17 protein-coding genes, 2 tRNA genes and 1 pseudogene are annotated in these 18,080 nt (G+C 74.5%); 15 read left to right on the top strand and 5 right to left on the bottom strand.

Annotated features, from left to right (window positions below; genetic code table 11):
* The first annotated feature begins 162 nt into the window (after positions 1-162).
* From THESUDRAFT_RS06750 to THESUDRAFT_RS13905, 7 genes are all read left to right on the top strand, one after another.
* Positions 163-3,651: a DNA polymerase III subunit alpha gene (locus THESUDRAFT_RS06750; protein WP_006904007.1), complete on the top strand. Its 3,489-nt coding sequence runs from the start codon at positions 163-165 to the stop codon at positions 3,649-3,651.
* A complete protein-coding gene (locus THESUDRAFT_RS12285) occupies positions 3,567-4,262 on the top strand; it encodes a thiol-disulfide oxidoreductase DCC family protein (protein ID WP_051009255.1) in 696 nt (231 codons plus the stop codon). Before THESUDRAFT_RS06750 ends, THESUDRAFT_RS12285 begins: the two co-directional genes overlap by 85 nt.
* A 10-nt stretch (positions 4,263-4,272) precedes the next feature.
* Positions 4,273-4,734 carry a tRNA (cytidine(34)-2'-O)-methyltransferase gene (locus tag THESUDRAFT_RS06740; RefSeq protein WP_006904006.1) on the top strand — a complete coding sequence of 154 codons (462 nt, stop codon included), beginning with the start codon at positions 4,273-4,275 and terminating at the stop codon, positions 4,732-4,734.
* A 50-nt stretch (positions 4,735-4,784) separates the two neighbouring features.
* Positions 4,785-5,264: a hypothetical protein gene (locus tag THESUDRAFT_RS15000; protein WP_006904005.1), complete on the top strand. Its 480-nt coding sequence runs from the start codon at positions 4,785-4,787 to the stop codon at positions 5,262-5,264.
* On the top strand, positions 5,228-6,646 hold the full coding sequence (locus THESUDRAFT_RS06730) for a carbon-nitrogen hydrolase family protein (RefSeq protein WP_006904004.1): 1,419 nt from the start codon (positions 5,228-5,230) through the stop codon (positions 6,644-6,646). Before THESUDRAFT_RS15000 ends, THESUDRAFT_RS06730 begins: the two co-directional genes overlap by 37 nt.
* 3 nt (positions 6,647-6,649) lie before the next feature.
* The gene (locus THESUDRAFT_RS06725; protein ID WP_006904003.1) at positions 6,650-7,768 is read left to right on the top strand and encodes a nitrilase-related carbon-nitrogen hydrolase; all 1,119 of its coding nucleotides are present in this window, start codon (positions 6,650-6,652) and stop codon (positions 7,766-7,768) included.
* Between the two features lie 531 nt (positions 7,769-8,299).
* Positions 8,300-8,833 (top strand): hypothetical protein, encoded by a 534-nt coding sequence (locus tag THESUDRAFT_RS13905; RefSeq protein ID WP_006904001.1) that lies wholly within the window; start codon positions 8,300-8,302, stop codon positions 8,831-8,833.
* A gap of 157 nt (positions 8,834-8,990) precedes the next feature.
* On the opposite strand, the gene THESUDRAFT_RS14995 is transcribed toward THESUDRAFT_RS13905, so the two are convergent.
* Positions 8,991-9,539, bottom strand: coding sequence for a hypothetical protein (locus THESUDRAFT_RS14995; protein ID WP_006904000.1), 549 nt, complete (start codon positions 9,537-9,539; stop codon positions 8,991-8,993).
* Between the two features lie 309 nt (positions 9,540-9,848).
* Positions 9,849-10,169: an acylphosphatase gene (locus THESUDRAFT_RS06710; protein WP_006903999.1), complete on the bottom strand. Its 321-nt coding sequence runs from the start codon at positions 10,167-10,169 to the stop codon at positions 9,849-9,851.
* Between the two features lie 250 nt (positions 10,170-10,419).
* Here THESUDRAFT_RS06710 and THESUDRAFT_RS06705 point away from each other — a divergent pair, with 250 nt between their 5' ends.
* Both THESUDRAFT_RS06705 and THESUDRAFT_RS15270 read left to right on the top strand, forming a co-directional pair.
* Positions 10,420-10,818 (top strand): sulfite exporter TauE/SafE family protein, encoded by a 399-nt coding sequence (locus tag THESUDRAFT_RS06705; RefSeq protein ID WP_242823264.1) that lies wholly within the window; start codon positions 10,420-10,422, stop codon positions 10,816-10,818.
* Positions 10,819-10,821: 3 nt separating this feature from the next.
* Positions 10,822-11,304 (top strand): annotated as a pseudogene (locus THESUDRAFT_RS15270) (sulfite exporter TauE/SafE family protein); the annotation flags it as partial.
* A 117-nt stretch (positions 11,305-11,421) separates the two neighbouring features.
* Here THESUDRAFT_RS15270 and THESUDRAFT_RS06700 read toward each other — a convergent pair.
* Both THESUDRAFT_RS06700 and THESUDRAFT_RS14435 read right to left on the bottom strand, forming a co-directional pair.
* Positions 11,422-11,892 carry a DUF441 domain-containing protein gene (locus tag THESUDRAFT_RS06700; protein WP_006903997.1) on the bottom strand — a complete coding sequence of 157 codons (471 nt, stop codon included), beginning with the start codon at positions 11,890-11,892 and terminating at the stop codon, positions 11,422-11,424.
* Between the two features lie 366 nt (positions 11,893-12,258).
* Positions 12,259-12,864: a hypothetical protein gene (locus THESUDRAFT_RS14435; RefSeq protein ID WP_006903996.1), complete on the bottom strand. Its 606-nt coding sequence runs from the start codon at positions 12,862-12,864 to the stop codon at positions 12,259-12,261.
* Between the two features lie 301 nt (positions 12,865-13,165).
* On the opposite strand from THESUDRAFT_RS14435, the gene THESUDRAFT_RS06690 reads away from it, so the two are divergent.
* The 6 genes from THESUDRAFT_RS06690 to THESUDRAFT_RS13725 all read left to right on the top strand — a co-directional run bounded on the left by THESUDRAFT_RS06690 (position 13,166) and on the right by THESUDRAFT_RS13725 (position 15,835).
* Complete coding sequence (locus THESUDRAFT_RS06690) at positions 13,166-13,387, top strand: NifU family protein (protein WP_006903995.1); 222 nt, start codon at positions 13,166-13,168, stop codon at positions 13,385-13,387.
* A 28-nt stretch (positions 13,388-13,415) separates the two neighbouring features.
* The gene (locus THESUDRAFT_RS06685; protein WP_006903994.1) at positions 13,416-14,114 is read left to right on the top strand and encodes a hypothetical protein; all 699 of its coding nucleotides are present in this window, start codon (positions 13,416-13,418) and stop codon (positions 14,112-14,114) included.
* A gap of 89 nt (positions 14,115-14,203) precedes the next feature.
* Positions 14,204-14,635 (top strand): PPC domain-containing DNA-binding protein, encoded by a 432-nt coding sequence (locus tag THESUDRAFT_RS06680; RefSeq protein WP_006903993.1) that lies wholly within the window; start codon positions 14,204-14,206, stop codon positions 14,633-14,635.
* 284 nt (positions 14,636-14,919) lie between these two features.
* Positions 14,920-14,991, top strand: a tRNA-Val gene (locus THESUDRAFT_RS06675).
* Positions 14,992-15,196: 205 nt separating this feature from the next.
* A tRNA-Phe gene (locus tag THESUDRAFT_RS06670) sits at positions 15,197-15,269 on the top strand.
* Positions 15,270-15,607: 338 nt separating this feature from the next.
* The gene (locus THESUDRAFT_RS13725) at positions 15,608-15,835 is read left to right on the top strand and encodes a DUF1540 domain-containing protein (protein WP_006903992.1); all 228 of its coding nucleotides are present in this window, start codon (positions 15,608-15,610) and stop codon (positions 15,833-15,835) included.
* A 93-nt stretch (positions 15,836-15,928) separates the two neighbouring features.
* Here THESUDRAFT_RS13725 and THESUDRAFT_RS06660 read toward each other — a convergent pair whose 3' ends face one another.
* Positions 15,929-17,734: a M3 family oligoendopeptidase gene (locus THESUDRAFT_RS06660; RefSeq protein WP_006903991.1), complete on the bottom strand. Its 1,806-nt coding sequence runs from the start codon at positions 17,732-17,734 to the stop codon at positions 15,929-15,931.
* Positions 17,735-18,080: the final 346 nt, after the last annotated feature.

Raw genomic sequence — 18,080 nt, 5'->3', positions numbered from 1 at the left:
CCGCCGGCAGCCGGCCTGGCCGGTCGCCGTGCAGCGAGCGGCCCGGCAGCGAGCGGCCCGGTGCACCGGCTCGCAGGCCGGGTTGGGCCTCCGGCCGGTCCCGCTTGTCTTGCCGGAGGTCGTGGCAGGGCAGGCCTGACCAGGGTAGAGGGGGGCCGTGGCATGTTCGTCCACCTGCATTGCCATTCCGCCTATTCCTTTCTTGACGGGGCAAGCCCGGTGCAGGCGCTGGTGGAACGGGCCGCAGCGCTGGGCATGCCCGCCCTGGCCCTGACGGATCACGACAACGTGGCGGGCGCCGTGGAGTTCGACCGGGCGGCCCGGGCCGCGGGGATCAAGCCCATCCAGGGGGCCGAGGTCACCCTCCTCCTGGACGAACCGGCCGGGCCGGCCGGCGTCAGGCCCGCCCGTCCCAGGCCGGCCGCCGGCGCCGGGCCCGGCGGCGCCAGGCCCGCCGGTGGCGGGCTCGGGACCGGTGGCAAGCCCGGAGGCGGCGGTCCGGGTGGTCCTGGGGACGCCGCCCCCCGGCCGGCCGCGGAGGGCAGGCCGGAGCCGGTGACGGCCCATCTGGTCCTCCTGGCCACCGGTCCCCAGGGCTATGCCCGCCTCTGCCGGCTCCTGACCCGGGCCCACCTGGACCGCCCCCGGGGCAGTCCGGCCCTTCCCTGGACGGTGCTGCTGGAGGAGGTGGCGCCCGGCGGCGAGCCGCTGGCCGGCCACGGGCTGATCGCCCTGTCCGGCTGCCGCCAGGGACCGGTGCTGCAGGCGCTGCTGCGGGGCGACCGGGCCACGGCGCTGGAGCGGGCCCGGCAGCTGCGGGACGCCTTTGGCCGGGAGAACTTCTTCCTTGAGCTGCAGGGCGGCTGGCTTCCCGGCAACCGCGCCCTCAACCGGGCCCTGGCCGATCTGGCGGAGCACCTGGGGGTCGGGCTGGTGGCGACCAACGACGTCCACTACGCCACCCGCGACCGCTTCGCCGTCCACGACCTGCTGGCCTGCGTCCGCCTGGGGATCCCGGTGGACGAACCCCATCCCCAGCGGCACCTGAACGCCGACAACGACCTCAAGTCCCCCCGGGCCATGGCCCGGATGTTCGCCGGTTACCCTCAGGCGCTTGAGGCCACGCTGGCCATCGCCGAGCGCTGCGCCCCTGCGCTGCCCGAGGGGGGCGTGCCCCGCCCGGCTTTCCCCCTGCCGCCGGGAGTCCGGGCCGAAGCCTACCTGCGGGAGCAGGTGGAGCGGGGCGCCCTCTGGCGCTACGGCCGCATCACTCCCCGCATCCGGCAGCGGCTGGAGCACGAGCTTTCCATCATCGAGAAGCTGCAACTGGCGGACTACTTCCTGCTGGTCTGGGATGTGGCCCGCTATGCGCGCCAGCAGGGCATCCGCTGTGCCGGTCGCGGCTCGGCGGCCGACTCGGCGGTGGCCTACTGCCTGGGCATCACCGACGTGGACGCCATCGAGCGCGGCCTGCTCTTTGAACGCTTCCTCAGCCTGGAGCGGGCGGAACAGCCGGACATCGACATCGACTTCGACGCCCGCTACCGCGACCAGGTGGCGGATTACGTCGAGCAGCGCTACGGCCCCGAGCACGTGGCCACCGTCTGCACCTACCAGACCTACCATGCCCGCGGCGCCCTGCGGGACTTCGGCAAGGTGCTGGGTTTTCCGGAGGCGGTGATCGACCGCATCGCCAAGCGCGTGCCGTACTACCTGTCCCGGCAGCTGGGGCGGGCCCTGGCGGAGGTACCGGAGCTGCGCGACCTTGACCTGCCCCGGGAGCGGTTGAAGCGGCTGGTGGCCCTGTGCGAAGCGGCCGCGGGGCTGCCCCGGCACATGGGGACCCATCTGGGCGGCCTGGTGATCAGCCGCCGGCCGCTTTCGGACCTCTCCCCGCTGCAGCGATCGGCCAAGGGACGCCGGATCCTCCAGTTCGACAAGCGGGGCGTCGAAGAGCTGGGCCTGGTCAAGCTGGATCTCCTATCCCTGCGCACCCTGGGCGCGGTGGAGGAGGCGGTGCGGGTCATCCGCCGGCGCAACCCCTCCTTCGACTACGACCACATCCCCCTGGACGACCGGGCCACCTACCGGCTGCTGGGGACGGGGGAGACCGTGGGGGCCTTCCAGCTGGAGTCCCCGGCCCAGCGGGCGCTGCAGCCGCGGCTCCGGCCCGAGAACCTGGAGGACGTGGTGGCCAGCGTAGCCATCATCCGGCCCGGCCCCATCAAGGGGGACATGGTGGAGCCCTTCCTGGCCCGGCGCCGGGGGCAGGAGCCCGTCACCTACCTGCATCCCAAGCTGGAGCCCATCCTGCGCAAGACCTGGGGCGTGGTGCTCTTCCAGGAGCAGGTGATCGAGATCGCCACCGCCATCGCCGGTTTCACCCCGGGTGAGGCCGACCGCCTGCGCCGGGTCATGACCCACGCCCGCTCCCCGGAGGAGATGGAGGACATCGGCCGGCACTTCCTGCGCCGGGCCCGGCAGCAGGGCGTCGGCGAGGAGGTGGCCCAGGCCATCTTCCGCATGATCCAGGGTTATGCCAGCTACGGCTTCTGCGAGGCCCACGCCGCTGCCTTCGGCGTCACGGCCTACAAGACCGCCTACCTGCTGGCCCACTACCCGGCGGAGTGGTATGCGGCCCTGCTCAGCCTCCAGCCCATGGGATACTACCCGCCCAACACCCTGGGCGTGGAGGCGGCGCGGCGGGGAATCCAGATCCTTCCATTAGACATCAACACCAGCCAGGTGGCCTTCACCGCCACCCCCGGCACCATCCGCATCGGCCTGCGGGCCGTCAAGGGCCTGGGGGACGAACCCGCCGCCGCCATCGTGGCGGAACGGGAGCGGGGCGGCCCCTTCCGCCATCTCATGGACTTCCTGCTGCGGCTGGCGGCCCGCGGCGGTACGGCGGCCGGCCCGGTCCTCGACCGGGAGCAGGTGGCCGCCCTGATCCGGGCCGGGGCCTTCGACGGCCTGCACGCCAACCGCCGCGCCCTGCTCTGGGGGCTGGACGAGGCCCTGGCCACGGCCCGGCAGGCCGCCGGCGGTGGCGACCTGGCCCAAGGACTGGCGGCGGCCTGGTCGCCGCCTGTTGTGGCCGACTTCCCCGATCTGGAGAAGTGGGCCATGGAGCGGGAGGTCCTGGGCATCGACGTCCACCGCCGGCACCTGCTGGCCATGCTCCGGGAGGTGCTGGAGGCCCGGGGCTACCGGCCGGCGGCGGCCCTCCGCGGGTTGCCGCCGGGTGTGCCGGTGCGGGCGGCGGGGATCCCCGTCCGGCCCCACCGCCCGCCCACCCGCAGCGGCCGGGTGATCGTGTTCCTGACCCTGGAAGACGAGACCGGGCTGGTGGACGTGACCGTCTTCGAGGAGGTATACCAGCGTTACGGGCGGTGGATCTTCACCGACCCGCCCGTGCCCCTGGCGGTCGAAGGTGTCCTGCAGGACCGGGACGGAGCCCGGGCCCTGCTGGCGCGGCGGGTGATCCCCCTGGCCGCCGCCCTAGTGGAAGGGGGGCGACGGGCCAGGGACCGCAGCGCCGGCAGGCGGGAAGGAGCGGTGGCGCGGTGGAGCGCCTCAGCGTCTATTACGACGGCTGGTGCCCCTGGTGCCGCCGGGCCGCCCGGTGGTGCCGGCGGCTCGACTGGCTGAACCGCCTTGACCTGTGTTCCTTCCGCCCGCACGGCGCCATCCCGGACGCCACGGGCGCCGGCGGGGAACCGGCAGGTCGTCCGGCGGCCGGCTCGCCGGTGCGGCTTCCTCCGCCGGCCGAGGGGCCGGAGGGGCCGGAAGCGTGCCCGCCCCTCAGCCCGCAACAAGCGGCCCGGGCGGAACAGGCCCTGCTGGCCCGGGGCCGGGACTCGGGCCGGTGGTACCAGGGCTTTGCCGCCGTCCAGGCCGTCACCCTGCGGCTTCCCCTGCTCTGGCCCGCGGTGCCGGTCCTGGCGCTGCTGGGCCGTCTGGGAGCCGGACCCGCCCTCTACCGGATGCTGGCCCGGCACCGGCCGGTCCTGCTCCCCGTACCGGGTCCGTGCCCGCTGCCTCCATCCCGGCCGGCAGAAGGGGCCTCCTTTCCTGCCGGGCTTGCCCGTGGCCGGGTCAAGAGGGCCGCCGCGCCGCCCTCGCGACCCGGGCTGCCCGCCCCGGGCACCACCCCGGACCACCAGGGCCGGCGACAAGCCCGGCGACAAGGACCTGCTTGCTTTCTGGCGAAGAGGGCACGTGTTTCCACGGTGTCCTGCCGCCGTTCCGGCAGGAGGTAGCGGGATTCGCATGTTCGACGTCGTCCTGGTGGCGCCCGAGATCGCTCCCAACACCGGCAATGTGGCCCGTACCTGCGCCGTCACCGGCGCCAGGCTCCACCTGGTGCGGCCCCTGGGGTTCCGGTTGAGCGACCGGCTGCTCAAGCGGGCGGGTCTGGACTACTGGGCTCACGTGGCATGGCAGGTCCACGATACCTGGGATGATCTGCTGGCTGCCCTGCCCGGTGCCCGGTTCTGCTATCTGGACCCCCGTGGCAGCCTGTGGTATAGCCAGATGGATTTTGCACCGGGAGACGTCCTGGTCTTCGGCAGCGAGTCGCGGGGCCTGCCGCCCGGCCTCATGGAAGAGCGGCCGGGCCCGGTCCTGCGGGTGCCCATGCGCCCGGGGCTCCGCTCTCTCAACCTGGCCAGCACGGTGGCCCTGGTGCTGTACGAGGCCTACCGGCAGCAGGGCTTCCCCGGGATGACGTAAGCTCCCCTGGAACGGGAATGCAAGGACGAGCGCTGCAAGGGGGAGGGCCCATGCGGGGATTGCGGGTGGTGGCCGTACCCATTCGGGTCGAACCGGTACCCCATCTGGAGGCTGCGCGGGAGCGGCTCCTTTCGGCCCTGCTGGCCGGCTACCGGAAGCTGGCCGCCGCCGGGGCGGTGCGGCCCCACCCGCCGCGCCTGCTCCACGGTGCCTCCACGTCCCCGCCGGCCGGGGCACAGGAACCGGAGGGCCGCGAACCCCAGCCCGGGGACGCCGCCGGACCCGCGCCGGTGCCGGGCGGCGGAGGGACGGGGGGACCGGGGATCCGCCGTCCGGCACGGGCAGCCTGGGCCCGCCCCCGCCGGCCGGCGCCGGCGTTTCCCGCACCTCCCGGGATGCCGCTGCTGCCGGTGCGGCCCGAACCACCGCCAGGCGGGCGGGCACCGGCGCCGCGGGAGCGCGGCTCCGTTCGACGCCGCGGCCGGCGGGACTGGTGGTCCTTTCCGGCCTGGGCGGGCTTTTGCCCCTAAGCGCCCTGGCGGGGGAGCCGCCCCGCTGGGATGGGCGGCTGGCCGCCCTGGCCCGCCGGTTCGGTGACGCCGCGGCGGAGGTCTGGTCCGAGTGGGCGGCCCAGGCCGCCCGGACCCTGGGGATCTACCTGTGCCCGGGGACGGTGGTGGTTCCCCAGGGCGAGGGTTTTGAGCACGTGGCCCTGTGCTTCGGACCCGACGGCCGGCTCCTGGCGCGCCAGGCCCAGCTGCACGCCACGCCCGAGGAAGCGGCCCTGGGGCTTGTACCCGGCGACGACTGGACACCCTTCACCCTCGGCGGCTGGACGGCCTCGCTGGTGGTCGGCCGGGACGGGTGGATCCCCGAGGTGGGGCGCTGGGCAAGCCTGGAGGGGGTGCGGCTGGTCGTCCACCCGGGCTACGCCCTGGATGCCGCCGGCCGGTGGGACCTGGTGGCAGGTCCCTGGCAGGTGGTCCAGCAGACCCAGGTGTACTGGGTGCACGCGGCGCCGTCGGGGCAGGCGGGCACGCGCGACCTGGCGCCCCAGGCGGCCATCTTCGCGCCTTGCGAGATCACCCCCGCGGGACGCGGCTGGCTGGCCTGGGAAGACGGGGGCGAGCCGGCGGCTGCCACCCTGGAGGCGGCGGCCCTGGCGGCGGTGCGGGAACAGTACCCCCTGGACCGCTACCTCCACCCCGCGCTCTACCTGCGCCAGCTCCTGCCGGCCTACCGCCGGCTGGCCGGAGCCGGAGGATGGGGAATGGCAAATGTGGCAAATGCGGGACAGGCTGCGCCGGGTAAGGGGGACGGGAAGCCGGCAGCGCCGCCTCCAGCCCTCCCGGGCCTTGCCTCCGTCCCGGCTGCGGGCGAGCCAGGACCGGGGGATGCCGGGCGGGCCCGCCCGCGACCGGCGGGCAGGCGGCGCCGGCGGGCCCGCAAGGGGGGTGCCGCCGGTCTCCTCCGGCAGGGCAGAGATGCCGGGCGCGCGGGCGTGACCGGCGCCCCGCCCGCCGATGCGGCGGCCGCCTGCGAACCCGGCGTAACGGCCGCCGTTGCCGCGCCACCGCCGGCGGCCCGGCCCGGGAAGGCGGGGCCGGCTTCCACCAGGGACCCCGGGCCCGGCCCGTCGCCCTGCAACGGGCGGGAAGGAGACGGCGGGCCACCGGCGTCGGGTCGCACCGCTGCCGGGCCGGCGGCTGCACCGGGGGGCGGGCCGGCGGCTGCACCGGCGGGAAGGAAGCGGCGGCGCAGGAAGCGGCGCCCCAGGGCGGCGCCAGCGCCCCACGGGACGGGGCCCGGCAGCGGAGGCGACGGCAACCCGCCAGGTGCCAAACAAGGAGGGAGCCCGGCTTCCAGCCGCGGAGCCCAGCCCGCGGGCGGTGACGGGACCGGGGGAGCGTGAACCATGTCCGGCAGCATCTGGCAGGCGCTGCAGCAACAGGCCTTCCGGTTGATCCTGCGCTGGACGGCGCGGGGTGGTCCCCTGCGGCGGGCGGTGGCGGCCATGGGCATCCGCCGCAGCCCCAACCTGCACCGGTTGGATCCGGCCCGGGTCCGGGTGGCGGCGGTGCAGCTGGAGCTGGACACCTTCCGCCGGCCGGAGGACTTCGCCCGCTGGGTGGCGCGGCCGCTGGGCGACGCCGTGGCCCGGGGTGCCCAGCTGGTCGCCTTTCCCGAGGACGTGGGGCTGGCGCTCCTTGGCCTGCTTCCCGGCTTCGAGCGGCTGGCCGCGGCCCCCTCACCCCAGGCCGCCCTGGCCGGCCTGGGAGACGTGGGGGTGGCCGACGTCTTCCGCTTCCTGGGCCCGGCGGTGGGCCGGATCTACCACACGACCTTTTCGGCGCTGGCCCGCGCCCATGGCGTTTTCGTTCACGGCGGCAGCGTCATGCTCCCCCGGGGCCGCAACCTCTACAACTTCGGGTTCCTTTACGGGCCCGACGGGCGCTTGGTCGGGCGCCATGCCAAGGCCCACCTGCTTCCCATGGAGGCGGAGTGGGGCGTATGCCCCGGCGATTCCTTCGACGTGTACGACACGGTGCTCGGCCGGATCGGCATTCCCGTGTGCATGGACGCCACTTATTTCGAGACCTTCCGCCTGCTGGCCCTGGCGGGCGCGGAAATGGTGGTCGTCCCCATCGCCAACCCGGAGCCGTACAACGAGTGGCATGCCCGGCGCGGCACCTGGGCCCGGGTCCAGGAGACGCCCGTCTACGGCGTCGTCCCTGCCCTCGTGGGGCGGATCCTGGGCATCGAGCTGACGGGGCGGGCGGCCGTCTATGCACCCCTGGCGCTGACCCCGGCCGGCGATGGGGTGCTGGCGCAGGCGCGCACCTGGAACCGGGCCGAGGTGGTGGTGGCCGACCTGGATCTGGTGCGCTTGCGGGAATACCGCCGGCGCGCCGGTTTCCCGGGGTATCTGCGACCGGACCTCTACGAGCGCTACCTGGAGCCGGCCTACCGGCGCCTGCGGGACCGGCGGGCGGCGGAATCCCCCTCCGGTCCGCAGGGCGAGGCAGCCGGCTAGCGGGACGAACCCGGCCCGTCCGCCGGGCCAGGCCCCTGGGGCGCTGGCCGTGCCGCCACCCCGGGGCGCGCCCCGCGGCGCCGGCGAGCGCCCCGGGGCGGCCCAGGTGGGTGGCCGCGCCAAGCTGCTGCCGGCGGCCCGGCAACGTAGGGATCCGGCGGCCCCGGCCGGCCCAGGCGCTCGGGCAGGCAGCAGGCTGCAGCAGGCCGTTCCCGCGCGTTCCCCGCCCGCCAGGCCGGAGGGGGCAATCTTCCCCACGGCGCACGGCGCATACTTTCCCCCGCCGGAGAAAGGTTAGAACCGGTTCAGTCTGGTCACCGGCAACCCATGGACACGGGGTGGGACCCAGGCGGCCGGGCCAGCGCGGTGAGGGGGGACGAACCCGCCGTGAGGGCAGGGGCAAGGACGGCTTCGCGCAGCGGGGGACGGACATGGGACCGGCAGGCCAGTCGCCGGGGTGGGCTCGCCGGGCCAGGGGGCGGGCCGGCCGGTCGCGGGAGCGGCAACGGGTCAGGGAACGGGCAGGTCCTGGTGCGGCGCATCCCCCCGCCGGGCAGCTTCCCGGCCTCCCGGCGCCGGGCCACGGCGGCGGCCCTCCTCATTGCCGGCGGGCTGTGGCTCGGCGGCTGCGCCATGGGGGGCGGGGGCGGTGGCGGGGGCCAGGCCAAGCCGTCCCCCGAAGAGGTCCGCTATGCCGTCCGCCAGGAACTTCAGAGCCCGGAGATGCAGGCCCAGATTCAGCAGATCATCACCCAGCAGGTCCAGATGCTGGCGGCTCAGCAGGTGCTGCTGACGCCTGAGGGCCAGAAGCAGCTGGTCCAGCAGTTGAAGACAGTGGCCAGCTCGCCCCAGGGCCAGATGGCGATGCAGACGGGCGTGCAGGAGTTCCTCCGCTCCCCCCAGGGCCAGCAGATGATCCGGCAGGCCGTCACCATGCAGCTGCAGCAAATGCTGAGCGGTGCCGGTGGCGGCGGCGGTGGCGGCGGCGCCGGCGGTGGAGGCGGCGCCGGCGGCGGTGGCGGGGGCGGGATGGGCGGAGGCAGCGGTGGGGGCGGCGGGGGCTGAACGGCTCACGCAACCCTCCAAACATCCGCTGCAGCCGTTCCGGAAGCCGCTCGTGGCGAAGACGGCGCTCGTGGCGGAAGCGGCGCAGGAGGGCGCACGCAGGAGAAGGGAGAACAAGGGCCGGCTCCACCGTCGCGGAGCCGGCCTGATGCTCTTTTCATGCCCCGCCTCGGGAATCCCCGCCGTCAGGACCCTGGCGAGCCCGGTTGCGGCCCCCTGCGGCATCCCGTCGCCGGGCGGCATCCCGGCCGTTTCCTTCGCCGCCGGGGCGGCCTTGGAGCGGCTGCGGAGCAGGCGGGGTCGTCAGCGACGGTGTCACCACCCCAGCCCCGGGCGGGTCGTTCTGCACCGCTTGGGGCGCCGACCGGAACTCCTCCGGGTGGGTCGCGAACTGCTGGAACCCCACGCTGTTCGACAGCGGATTGTAAGGTGCGGGGGTGTCGACCCCCTCGCCCTCGCCGGTGTGGACCCAGGCGGGTCCAAAGTGGCCGGCCGCCGCGGTGGTCAGGGGGTTGAGCCCGTCGCCGGCGGCCGGGTTGGCCTGGGCGTCCCCAGGGCCGCGGGTGCCCTGCGGGGGACCGGACCTCCCCTGGCCCGGCTGCCGGCGGGTGCCCGCCGGGCCTCCCGGCGCCGGGCCTTCCTGCCCGGGGAGAACATCCTGGGGCGTGGTGCCGGCCGGTTCGTCCCGGTGCTCGTGCTGGGACACAGGATCACCTCCTGCCCCTAGGCTTCCCGGGAAGCGGTCCGGTCCGGCGGCCACTTTCCCGGTGTCCTGACCCCAGGCGGTGCCGCTCCCGCCCCGGGCCGGCGCCGCCCGGGACGGCCCCGTCCCGGACCCGGGCCGGCGCCACCCGGCATGACCCCGGCCCCACGGCTTCGGGAGGGGCTGGGCCGGCTCCCGGGCCTGCGGGTCCGGGATCACCACCCGGGCGGTGCCCGGCCGGCGGCTCCGGGAGGCGCTGCGCCGGCTCCGGGCCTGCGCCGGCCCGCGGGGCGGTGGGTTGAACCCGGCGCCTCAGCCGATGCCGAAGCCCGGTCCCAGGCCCCGGGGAGCGGACCAGTGAACTTCCAGGCCGTCGACCCGGCCCGCGGGCGGCCCCTGGCGCAGCGCTTCCACCAGGCGCTGGAGGGCCCCGGGTGCTCCCTCCGCCACCACGGTGACGGTGCCGTCGGCGTTGTTCCGGGCGAAGCCGCGCAAGCCCAGGTCCAGGGCGCGGGACCTGGCGAAGGCCCGGTAGCCCACGCCCTGGACCCGGCCGTGCACCGTGACCTCCAGGCGGGCCGCAGCTCCCGCGGGTGCCCCGGCCCGCCCGCCCACGGGATGGACAGGATCCATGTTCACCACCTCGCCTTCCCTTTGCCTCCACTTTGCCATAGCGCGCCACCACGCGCCCCCGGTGGGCCCGCGGCCGCCCCCGAGACCCCTCGCCGCGACGCCATAGCCGACACGGGCATGCCCGGCGGGCGCTCCGGGAGGGCCGGAAAGGGCGGGAGGGCGGATGGGGCTGCCCGGGCCGGCGGCTAACGGCCGGGCGGCGGGGGACACCCTAGGGACGGGCGCGGGACTCGCAGGGAGGGGGAACTGCGTGGACCAACAGGACAGCGCCCGGCGGCCGGCATGGCGCCGCCTGGAAGGCTGGGCGCCCGTTATCGCCGGAGTCCTGACCGGCGGGGTGAACGGCCTGCTGGGGGTGGGCGGTGGAACGCTGCTGGTCCCGGCCCTGGTCTACTGGTTCGGGGTGCCGGATCACCGGGCCCACGGCACGTCCATCCTGGTGGTGGGGCTCACCTCCATCATCAGCGCCGCGGTCTACGCGGCGCGGGGGCTGGTCGACGTCCAACTGGCGTGGCAGGTGGCCGCCGGTGGGATGGTGGGTGCGGCCGTGGGCGCGCGGTGGATGGAGCGGCTCCAGCCCCGGGGGCTGCGGCGGCTGTACGGCTGGTTCCTCCTGCTTCTGGGCCTGCGGATGATGGTGCTCGGCTGACGGGTGGTGAACGGGGCGGGCCGCCTCGGCCCACCGCGGCCTTCTGCGGCCGCCCGTGGCCACCGCCGGGCACCGGCGGCGGGGCGCCCGCTCCGCACCGCCACGTTCCGCGCGGTCCTCGACAGGCGAGCGCGAGAGGGGCCGGAGGGAGGTGAAGCGGGCGTGACCTTTCCCTGGGCCGCTCTGGTGGCGGTGGCGACGGGTATCCTCAGCGGCCTGTCCATCGGCGGCGGATCCTTGCTGGTTCCGGCCCTGGTGCTGCTCCTGGGCGTTCCCCAGGCCGTGGCCCAGGGGGTGGTGCTGGCCACCTTTCCCGCCGTGGCCCTGGTGGCCGCTTGGGTCCACTGGCGCCAGGGGTTCTTGCGCTGGCAGCTGGCCTTGCGGGTGACCGCCGGCAGCGCGGTGGGAGCCTGGGCGGGGGCCCAGCTGGGGACACGGGTGCCCGAAGATCTCCTGCGGCGGCTGTTCGGCCTGTACCTGGTGACCATCGGGGCCTATGCCCTCTACCGCAGCGGGCGGGGAGGGTCCGGCCCTGCCCGGACCGCCCCCGAAGCCGCCGAAGCCGGAACGGCACCAGGGCCCTCGGCCGAGCCGCCGCCGGCGCTAAAAGCCGCGCCGCAAGAGACTCAGCAGTTCCATCAGGACGGCGGCAAACCCTGCCGCCGTCAGGGGGCCCACGGGAATCCCTTGAAAGAAGGCCACGCCCACCAGGGTCCCGAAGATCAAGCCGATGATCACGTGGGGGTTTTGCTCCAGCAGCACGATGCCCCGGGCGCCCAGCACGGCGGCCACGAATCCCGCCACCAGCCCCGCATAGCCCGCCAGCCCGCCGCGGGTGAAGGACTGGACCGTTTGCTGCAGCGTCACCTGCCCGTCGGCGAAGGGGATGAGCACCGCCACGATGAGGAGCACGAGCCCCAGGGACATGGCGTGTTGCTCTAGGGCCGGAAGGAGCGAGGCCAGGCCGAGCAGGCGCAGCAGCAGCAGGATCCCTGCGGCCGCGGTCACCAGCGGGTTGCGGCCCAGGGCGCCCAGGCCGAGGATCGCTAGAAGCACCAGGTCCGGTTGACCCAAGCTGTGACGACCTCCCGCCCACCCGCCTTACCATACGCGCCCGCGGGCGGGGATAGACGGCGCGGGGGCGGCATGGACGGGACGGGACGCGACCGCGGTGCGGTGCCGGCGGGGCTGCGCCGGCTCCAGCCGCGGAGGCGGGAGCGGCGCCGGGAACGAAGGGGTCCCCGGAACGCACAGGTGTGGGGCCCGGCCGGACCTCCGGGGGATCCGGGGCCGCCGGCGGGTGCCGGTGGCCACGGCACCGGTCAGGGGACAAGGCACCAGGAGGGCTGACACGCCGAAGGAAGGCCCGGGCACGAGGCCGGGGGACCGGCGGCCGGCGGCCGGCCCGGTCCCCCGCAACGATCGCGCCCTGGCCACCTCCTAGACCGGCCAGGGACCGCCGGCCCTTGCCGCCGCCGCCGTTGTCACGACGGCCGCGGCGGGAACCATGGGTCCGGGCTGCCCGGCCCGCCAGGGCTGGGGAGGTGCCAGGTGCCCTGCGGCCGGGGAACCGCCCGCCGCGGCCGGGTTCGTCCCCAACCCCGCCGGTGCCCCGGCGGCTGCCCTGGGATCCGGGAACCCGGGTGCAGGAAAGGGGGCGACGGCCGGTTGCGGCGCCGGCGACCGGCCCCCTGGGGCGGAGGGCTGGGCGGGTGCGGGGTGGGCGGGCCCGGGGCGTGCTGCGGCCGTGGCATGCCCGAACCACGGCCCGGGCCAGGGCGACGGGTTCTGGACGAACGGCGGCACTTGCGGTGAGAGGGCGTGCGGAGCCGGGCCGGCCCCCTGCTGGCGCATCAACGGCGCGTCCGGGCGCCCCTCCTGCTGGGCCAGCAGGGCCTCGGCTCGCAGCACCGCCTGCTGGACCAGGCGGCCGCACTCCCGAGCCGGCACGGCACCCCAGCCGTGGCGGGCGGCCAGCTCGTACACGCCCAGCTCGCGGGCCAGGTCTTCCCGCAGGGCTTCCGACATCAGGCGGCGTCTTGCCATGGTGGATCCCCCCGATCCCGCCCGGGCGGGTCGACCGGGCGGGTCCAACCGTAGTGTGCCGGCCTGCCGGCGCCGGGCAACCTGGCAAGGCGTGGAACGGGTCCCCGCCATGGCCGCGGCTCGCCCGGTCTTCTATAATGAGGTCGAGACCATGAAGGCCGGGGCGGCGACGGGAAGCGCCTCGGCCGGCAGCCCGCCACCGGCGGTGCCCGCTTGCCGGGCCCGAGGTGACGGTGCTTCACCGCCCCCGGGCAGAGGACCGCCCGCGCCGCGCGGCGCGGGCCGATGGGAGGGCCCGATCATGCGCGAGCAGGTGGAACAGGCGCTGGAATCCATCCGCCCCGCCATCCAGATGGACGGTGGGGACATCGAGCTGGTGGACGTGGACGAGAACGGTGTGGTGCGGGTGCGCCTCATCGGTGCCTGCGTCGGCTGCCCCATGTCCATCATGACGCTCAAGGCCGGCATCGAGCGCATCCTGCGCGAGCGGGTTCCGGGCGTCACCGACGTCGAGGCGGTGTGACGCGGCGGGCCGGGATAGGAGGGCCACCGTGACCTGGTTGACGGCGGGCCTTCACGCCGCCGGCGGCCTCCTGGCGCTGGTTTTCGCCGGGGAGGTCGGACGCAGCTTCTTGCGGCGGCGCGCGCCCAGTTCCCTGTGCTGGTTCGTCGCCCTGATGCTCTTCGCGGCCAGTGCCCTGGCCGACGCCGTCGCCTCCCTCGCGGGCTGGAGCCCCTGGCTGTACCGCCTGTGGTACGTGGGGGCGGCCTGGCTGGTGGCGGCCTTCGGGGCGGGGACCGCCTATCTGGTCTTCCGCCGGGCGTGGGCCCATGCCATCCTGGTGGTGCTGGCCGTCATCGGCATGGCCATGCTGGTGGCGGCGATCCGTACCCCGGTCGACCTGGCGGCCCTGTCGGGCGGCGGGCCCGTGGGCGGCGAGGGGTGGGCGGACCCCGGCGTCCGCGCCTACTCGCCCCTGCTGACCATCCCCGGTGCCCTGCTGCTCCTGGGCGGCGCCGTTGCCTCCTGGTGGAGGGCGCGGCATCCCTACGCTCTGTGGCTGCTGGCCGGGACCCTGGTTCTCTCATCGGGCGGCGCCCTCACCCGGTTCGGGGTGCCGGCGGTGCTGCCGGTAGCCAACCTCATCGGCGTCTGGATGCTGTATCGCGGACATCGCCTGTCCCGGGAAGCCCACCGTGCCCACCGGGACGAACCGGCCGCCGGCGGGCCGGCCCGCGGCCTGGCCTGAGGGTCCGCCGCGGCTCCACACAAAGATCTGCCGGCGGCAGGCATGCCGGCGGTCTGGCGGTGGCCCGCCGCGGAGAGGGGGAGCGCCCGTTGCCGGAATTCAGCCTGAACCGGGTCATCGTGGGACGGCTGCGCCGGGGTGACGACATCCTGGCGGCCCTGGCCGCCCTGGCCCGCCAGCACCGGATCGTCACGGGCTGGGTCCAGCTGCTGGGCGCAGTGGAGCGGGCGCGCCTGGCCTTCTACGACCAGGCGGAGCAGCGCTATCTCGACTTCCAGCTGGACGAACCGGCCGAGATCCTGGCCGGCACCGGAAACATCAGCCGGCTGCGCGGCGAAGCGGAGCCTTTCGTCCACCTGCATCTGACCCTGGGCGACGCCCAGGGGCGGGCGTGGGGCGGGCACGTACTGGAGGGGACGCAGGTCTTCGCCTGCGAGTACGCCATCTGGGTGCTGGACGGGCCGGCTTTGGAGCGGGCACCCGACGGGGAGACGGGCTTGAAACTGTGGCCGCCGGCCTGAAGGCCTGAAACCTTGCGGCGCTCGGGCCGCCGGGGCCGCGCGCCTTGCACCCCGTGGCGCCCGGGTTCCCGAGGCCGCCGGCGCCTTTACCCCCGCGGGTTGCGGGTGGTATACTGGGCAGCGGCCGCCACCGGTGGGCCCGTGCAGCGCTGAGCCGTCGGGCTGGGCTTGGGCGGCAGGCCCGCCGGGCCCGGGCAACCCGGGACGGGGAAGCGCCTCCGGGCAGCTCCGGTGATGGCGCTCGGCAGCCTCCCGTGCTGGGGCGGCATCCTCTTTTGGCCGATGGGCGAATAGCTCAGCGGTAGAGCACTCGCCTTACAAGCGAGGGGTCCCAGGTTCGATTCCTGGTTCGCCCACACCGCCCTGCTCCAGTTGTTGTCTTGCAGCGACGGCTGGGGTTGCAGTATAGTAGGGGTCGGTCGCGGCGCCGGTCGTGCTGGAAGAAGCCGGCGCGCGGCAAGGACCCGGCCGGAAGGAAAGCCGGAAACACGGCCGTCCGTCCGGTGCGGGCAGGGCGATCGACACGACAAAAGGACGATCGACACGACAAAAGGACCATGAGGCCCGGTAGCTCAGTAGGTAGAGCAGGGGACTGAAAATCCCCGTGTCGGCGGTTCGATTCCGCCCTGGGCCACAAGCAAGAAACCCGCGAGGCGCAAGGCTTCGCGGGTTTTCTGTTGGCGGTCCCAAACGCTGGCCCTGGGGGTGGCCATGGGCCCCGCCAGCCCGTCCCGGCACCGCGGCCAGCAGCTGTCCCTGGGGACCGGCCGCCACGGCGCCGTGCACCGGGCGGGTCCCCGTCGGCCGGGCGGAGGCCGCCACACCTGGACCTGGATAAGAATCGCCCGGCCGGGCCATGCTTTTCCAGTGGAACCCGGGCAGGCGCCTCGGCGCCTGGGCCGGGGGCGCAGGCGCCGAGGCGCCGGTCGAGGTGTTCCAGGCGCCGCCCGGGCAAGCAAGGGGGGGAGCGCGGTGCTCGTCGGGGTGCGCTGCACGGTGGCCGACTGCCACTACTGGCGGGAAGGGAACTACTGCGACGCCGAGCAGATCCTCATCACCCACGACTGGGTCAGCGACCGGTTTCCCAACCGGTTCGATGCGGCCGAAATCCAGGAGCTGTCGAGCCGGGTGGGTGGAACGCCGGCGCGCCAGGCTACTGACACCTGCTGCAAGACCTTCGAGCCGCGGCGGCGGTCGTGAAAGAAGGGGGTGGAGCGCCCGCTGGACGGGCCTCCACCCCCTGGCCGGTTCGTCCCCGGGGACGGCATCGCCTGCCGGGCCTGGAGCTCGGGGTTACTTGCCGCTGCCCGCCGCCCTCGCCAGCTGCAGGAACTCGTCCAGGGGCGCCAGGGCGGCGTCCAGGGCCTCTTCCCAGAAGGCGGGCCCGGTCAGGTCCACGCCCAGGTGCCGGCGGGCCAGGTCTTCCACCGTCATGCGGCCGGTGTCTTGCAGCAGGGCGGCGTAGCGGCGGGCGAACGACGGTCCTTCGGCCCGGGCCCGGGCGTACAGGCCGGAGCTGAAGAGGAAGCCGAAGGTGTAGGGGAAGTTGTAAAACGGCGCGTCGGTGGCGTAGAAGTGCAGCTTGGACGCCCAGAAGTACGGGTGGTACCGGTCCAGGCTGTCGTGGTAGGCACGGCGCTGGGCGTCTTCCATCAGGCCGTTGAGGTCCGCCACGCTCAGGGGACCCTGGCGGCGCGCCTCGTAGAAGGCCGTCTCGAACAGGAAGCGGGCGTGGATGTTCATGCAGAAGGCGACCCCGTCCAGCACCTGCTGCTCCAGGAAGGCCAGGCGCGTGTCCGTGTCGGGCGCATGCCGGATGGCGGCGTCGGTGACCACCCGCTCCGCGAAGGTGGAGGCCGTTTCGGCCAGGCTCATGGGGTAGTCCCGGGCCAGCACGGGCAGGTCGTCCATCAGCCACTGATGGTAGGCGTGTCCCAGCTCGTGGGCCAGGGTGCCCACGTTGGACGCCGTTCCGCCGAAGGTCATGAAGATCCGGGACTGCCGGCTCAGCGGGAATCCCGTGCAGAACCCGCCGGCCCGCTTGTTGGGGCGGTCTTCGGCTTCGATCCAGCGCTCGCTGAAGGCGCGCCGGGCCAGCCCCGCCAGCTCGTCGCTGAAGCGGGCAAACTGCTCGATGACGAAGTCCGCCGCCTCGTCGTACGTCACCTTGCCCTGGGCCTGGTAGACGGGCACATGGGCGTCGAACCAGGCCAGCCGCTGGACCCCAAGCCGTTCGGCCTTCCAGCGGAAGTACTCCAGCAGGGCGCCGCGCTTGCGGGCGACGGCATCCCACATGGCTTCCAGGGTGGCCCGTTGCATCCGGTTCTCGTCCAGGGGCTCCTTCAGGATGTCATCCCAGCCGCGGCGCCGGTACCACTGCCAGCGGAACCCCGCCAGGTGGTTGAGGGCGGCGGCGATGACCTCGGCCTCCTGACCCCACGCCGCCTCCCAGCGGTCGAACACGGCCGCGCGGACGGCCCGGTCGGGATCCTCCAGGCGATTGGCCGCCTGACCGACGGAGAGGTGGACGGTGCGATCCCCTTCCTGCACGGGAACCCGGATGCGGCCGGCCACCAGCTCATAGAGGTCGCCCCAGGCATGATAGCCGTCGACCGCCAGCGAGCCGGCCAGGGATTCCAGCTCGGGGCTCATGCGCTCCCGGGCCCGGCGGCGGCGTTCGTCCAGGGCGAAGGCCACTTCCCGCAGGCCGGGGTGCTCCAGGAGGGCCTGCCAGGCGGGATCGGACACCGCCAGCAGGTGCCGGTCCAGGTCGGTCCACAGGTTGTTGTAGGTGGCGCGCAGCTCGCCCACGCGGGTGAGCAACAGCCGCGCCCGCTCGTCGGTGGTGTCCTGGGAGACCAGGCAGTAGGTGAAGGCGCCCGCCTGCCCCAGCCGCGCGCCGGCGTCCTGCAGGCCGTTGACCAGGTTTTCCCAGTGTGCCGCCGGAGCGCCGGGGTCGAGCCGGCGCACCTCCTGCCGCAGGCGGTCCAGGTCCTGGGCCAGGGAAGCCAGGAAGGATTCAAACTGGGGCGATGCGCTGCCACCGGGGAAGAAGGTTTCCAGATCCCAGGTGGGGTTGTAGCGAGAACTCACGGCCACCGAAGCTCCACCGTCCTTTCGTGTCGGAACCCGTTTCTTGTTTTTCGCACCCGAAGGGAAGGATGCCTGCCGCTCCGGAACCTGCCGCGGCAGAGGGACGTTGGGGCCGGGGCTGGCAAGGCGGGGCTATGCGACCCCGGGAGCGGCAGGCCGGCGGTGGGGCAGCGGCCTCGCGCTGCGGGCGGCGGCTGCCGGACCGGGGCCTCACGGCTGGCAACGGGTGGTGTGGACAGGATACGGAGGGGTTGCTAAAATGAACGCCGCCGGGCCGCCCGGGCAGGACGGCCCGGCACGCATCCGGTGCCGGGCGCGGGTCGCGGTCCTCCGCGCTGGTTCCGGTCGCAAA

Origin of the sequence: Thermaerobacter subterraneus DSM 13965 (genome assembly GCF_000183545.2) — a bacterium.
In the GTDB taxonomy this organism is placed as follows: Bacteria; Bacillota; Sulfobacillia; order Thermaerobacterales; family Thermaerobacteraceae; genus Thermaerobacter; species Thermaerobacter subterraneus.
This window is presented reverse-complemented; position numbering and strand designations above follow the sequence as displayed.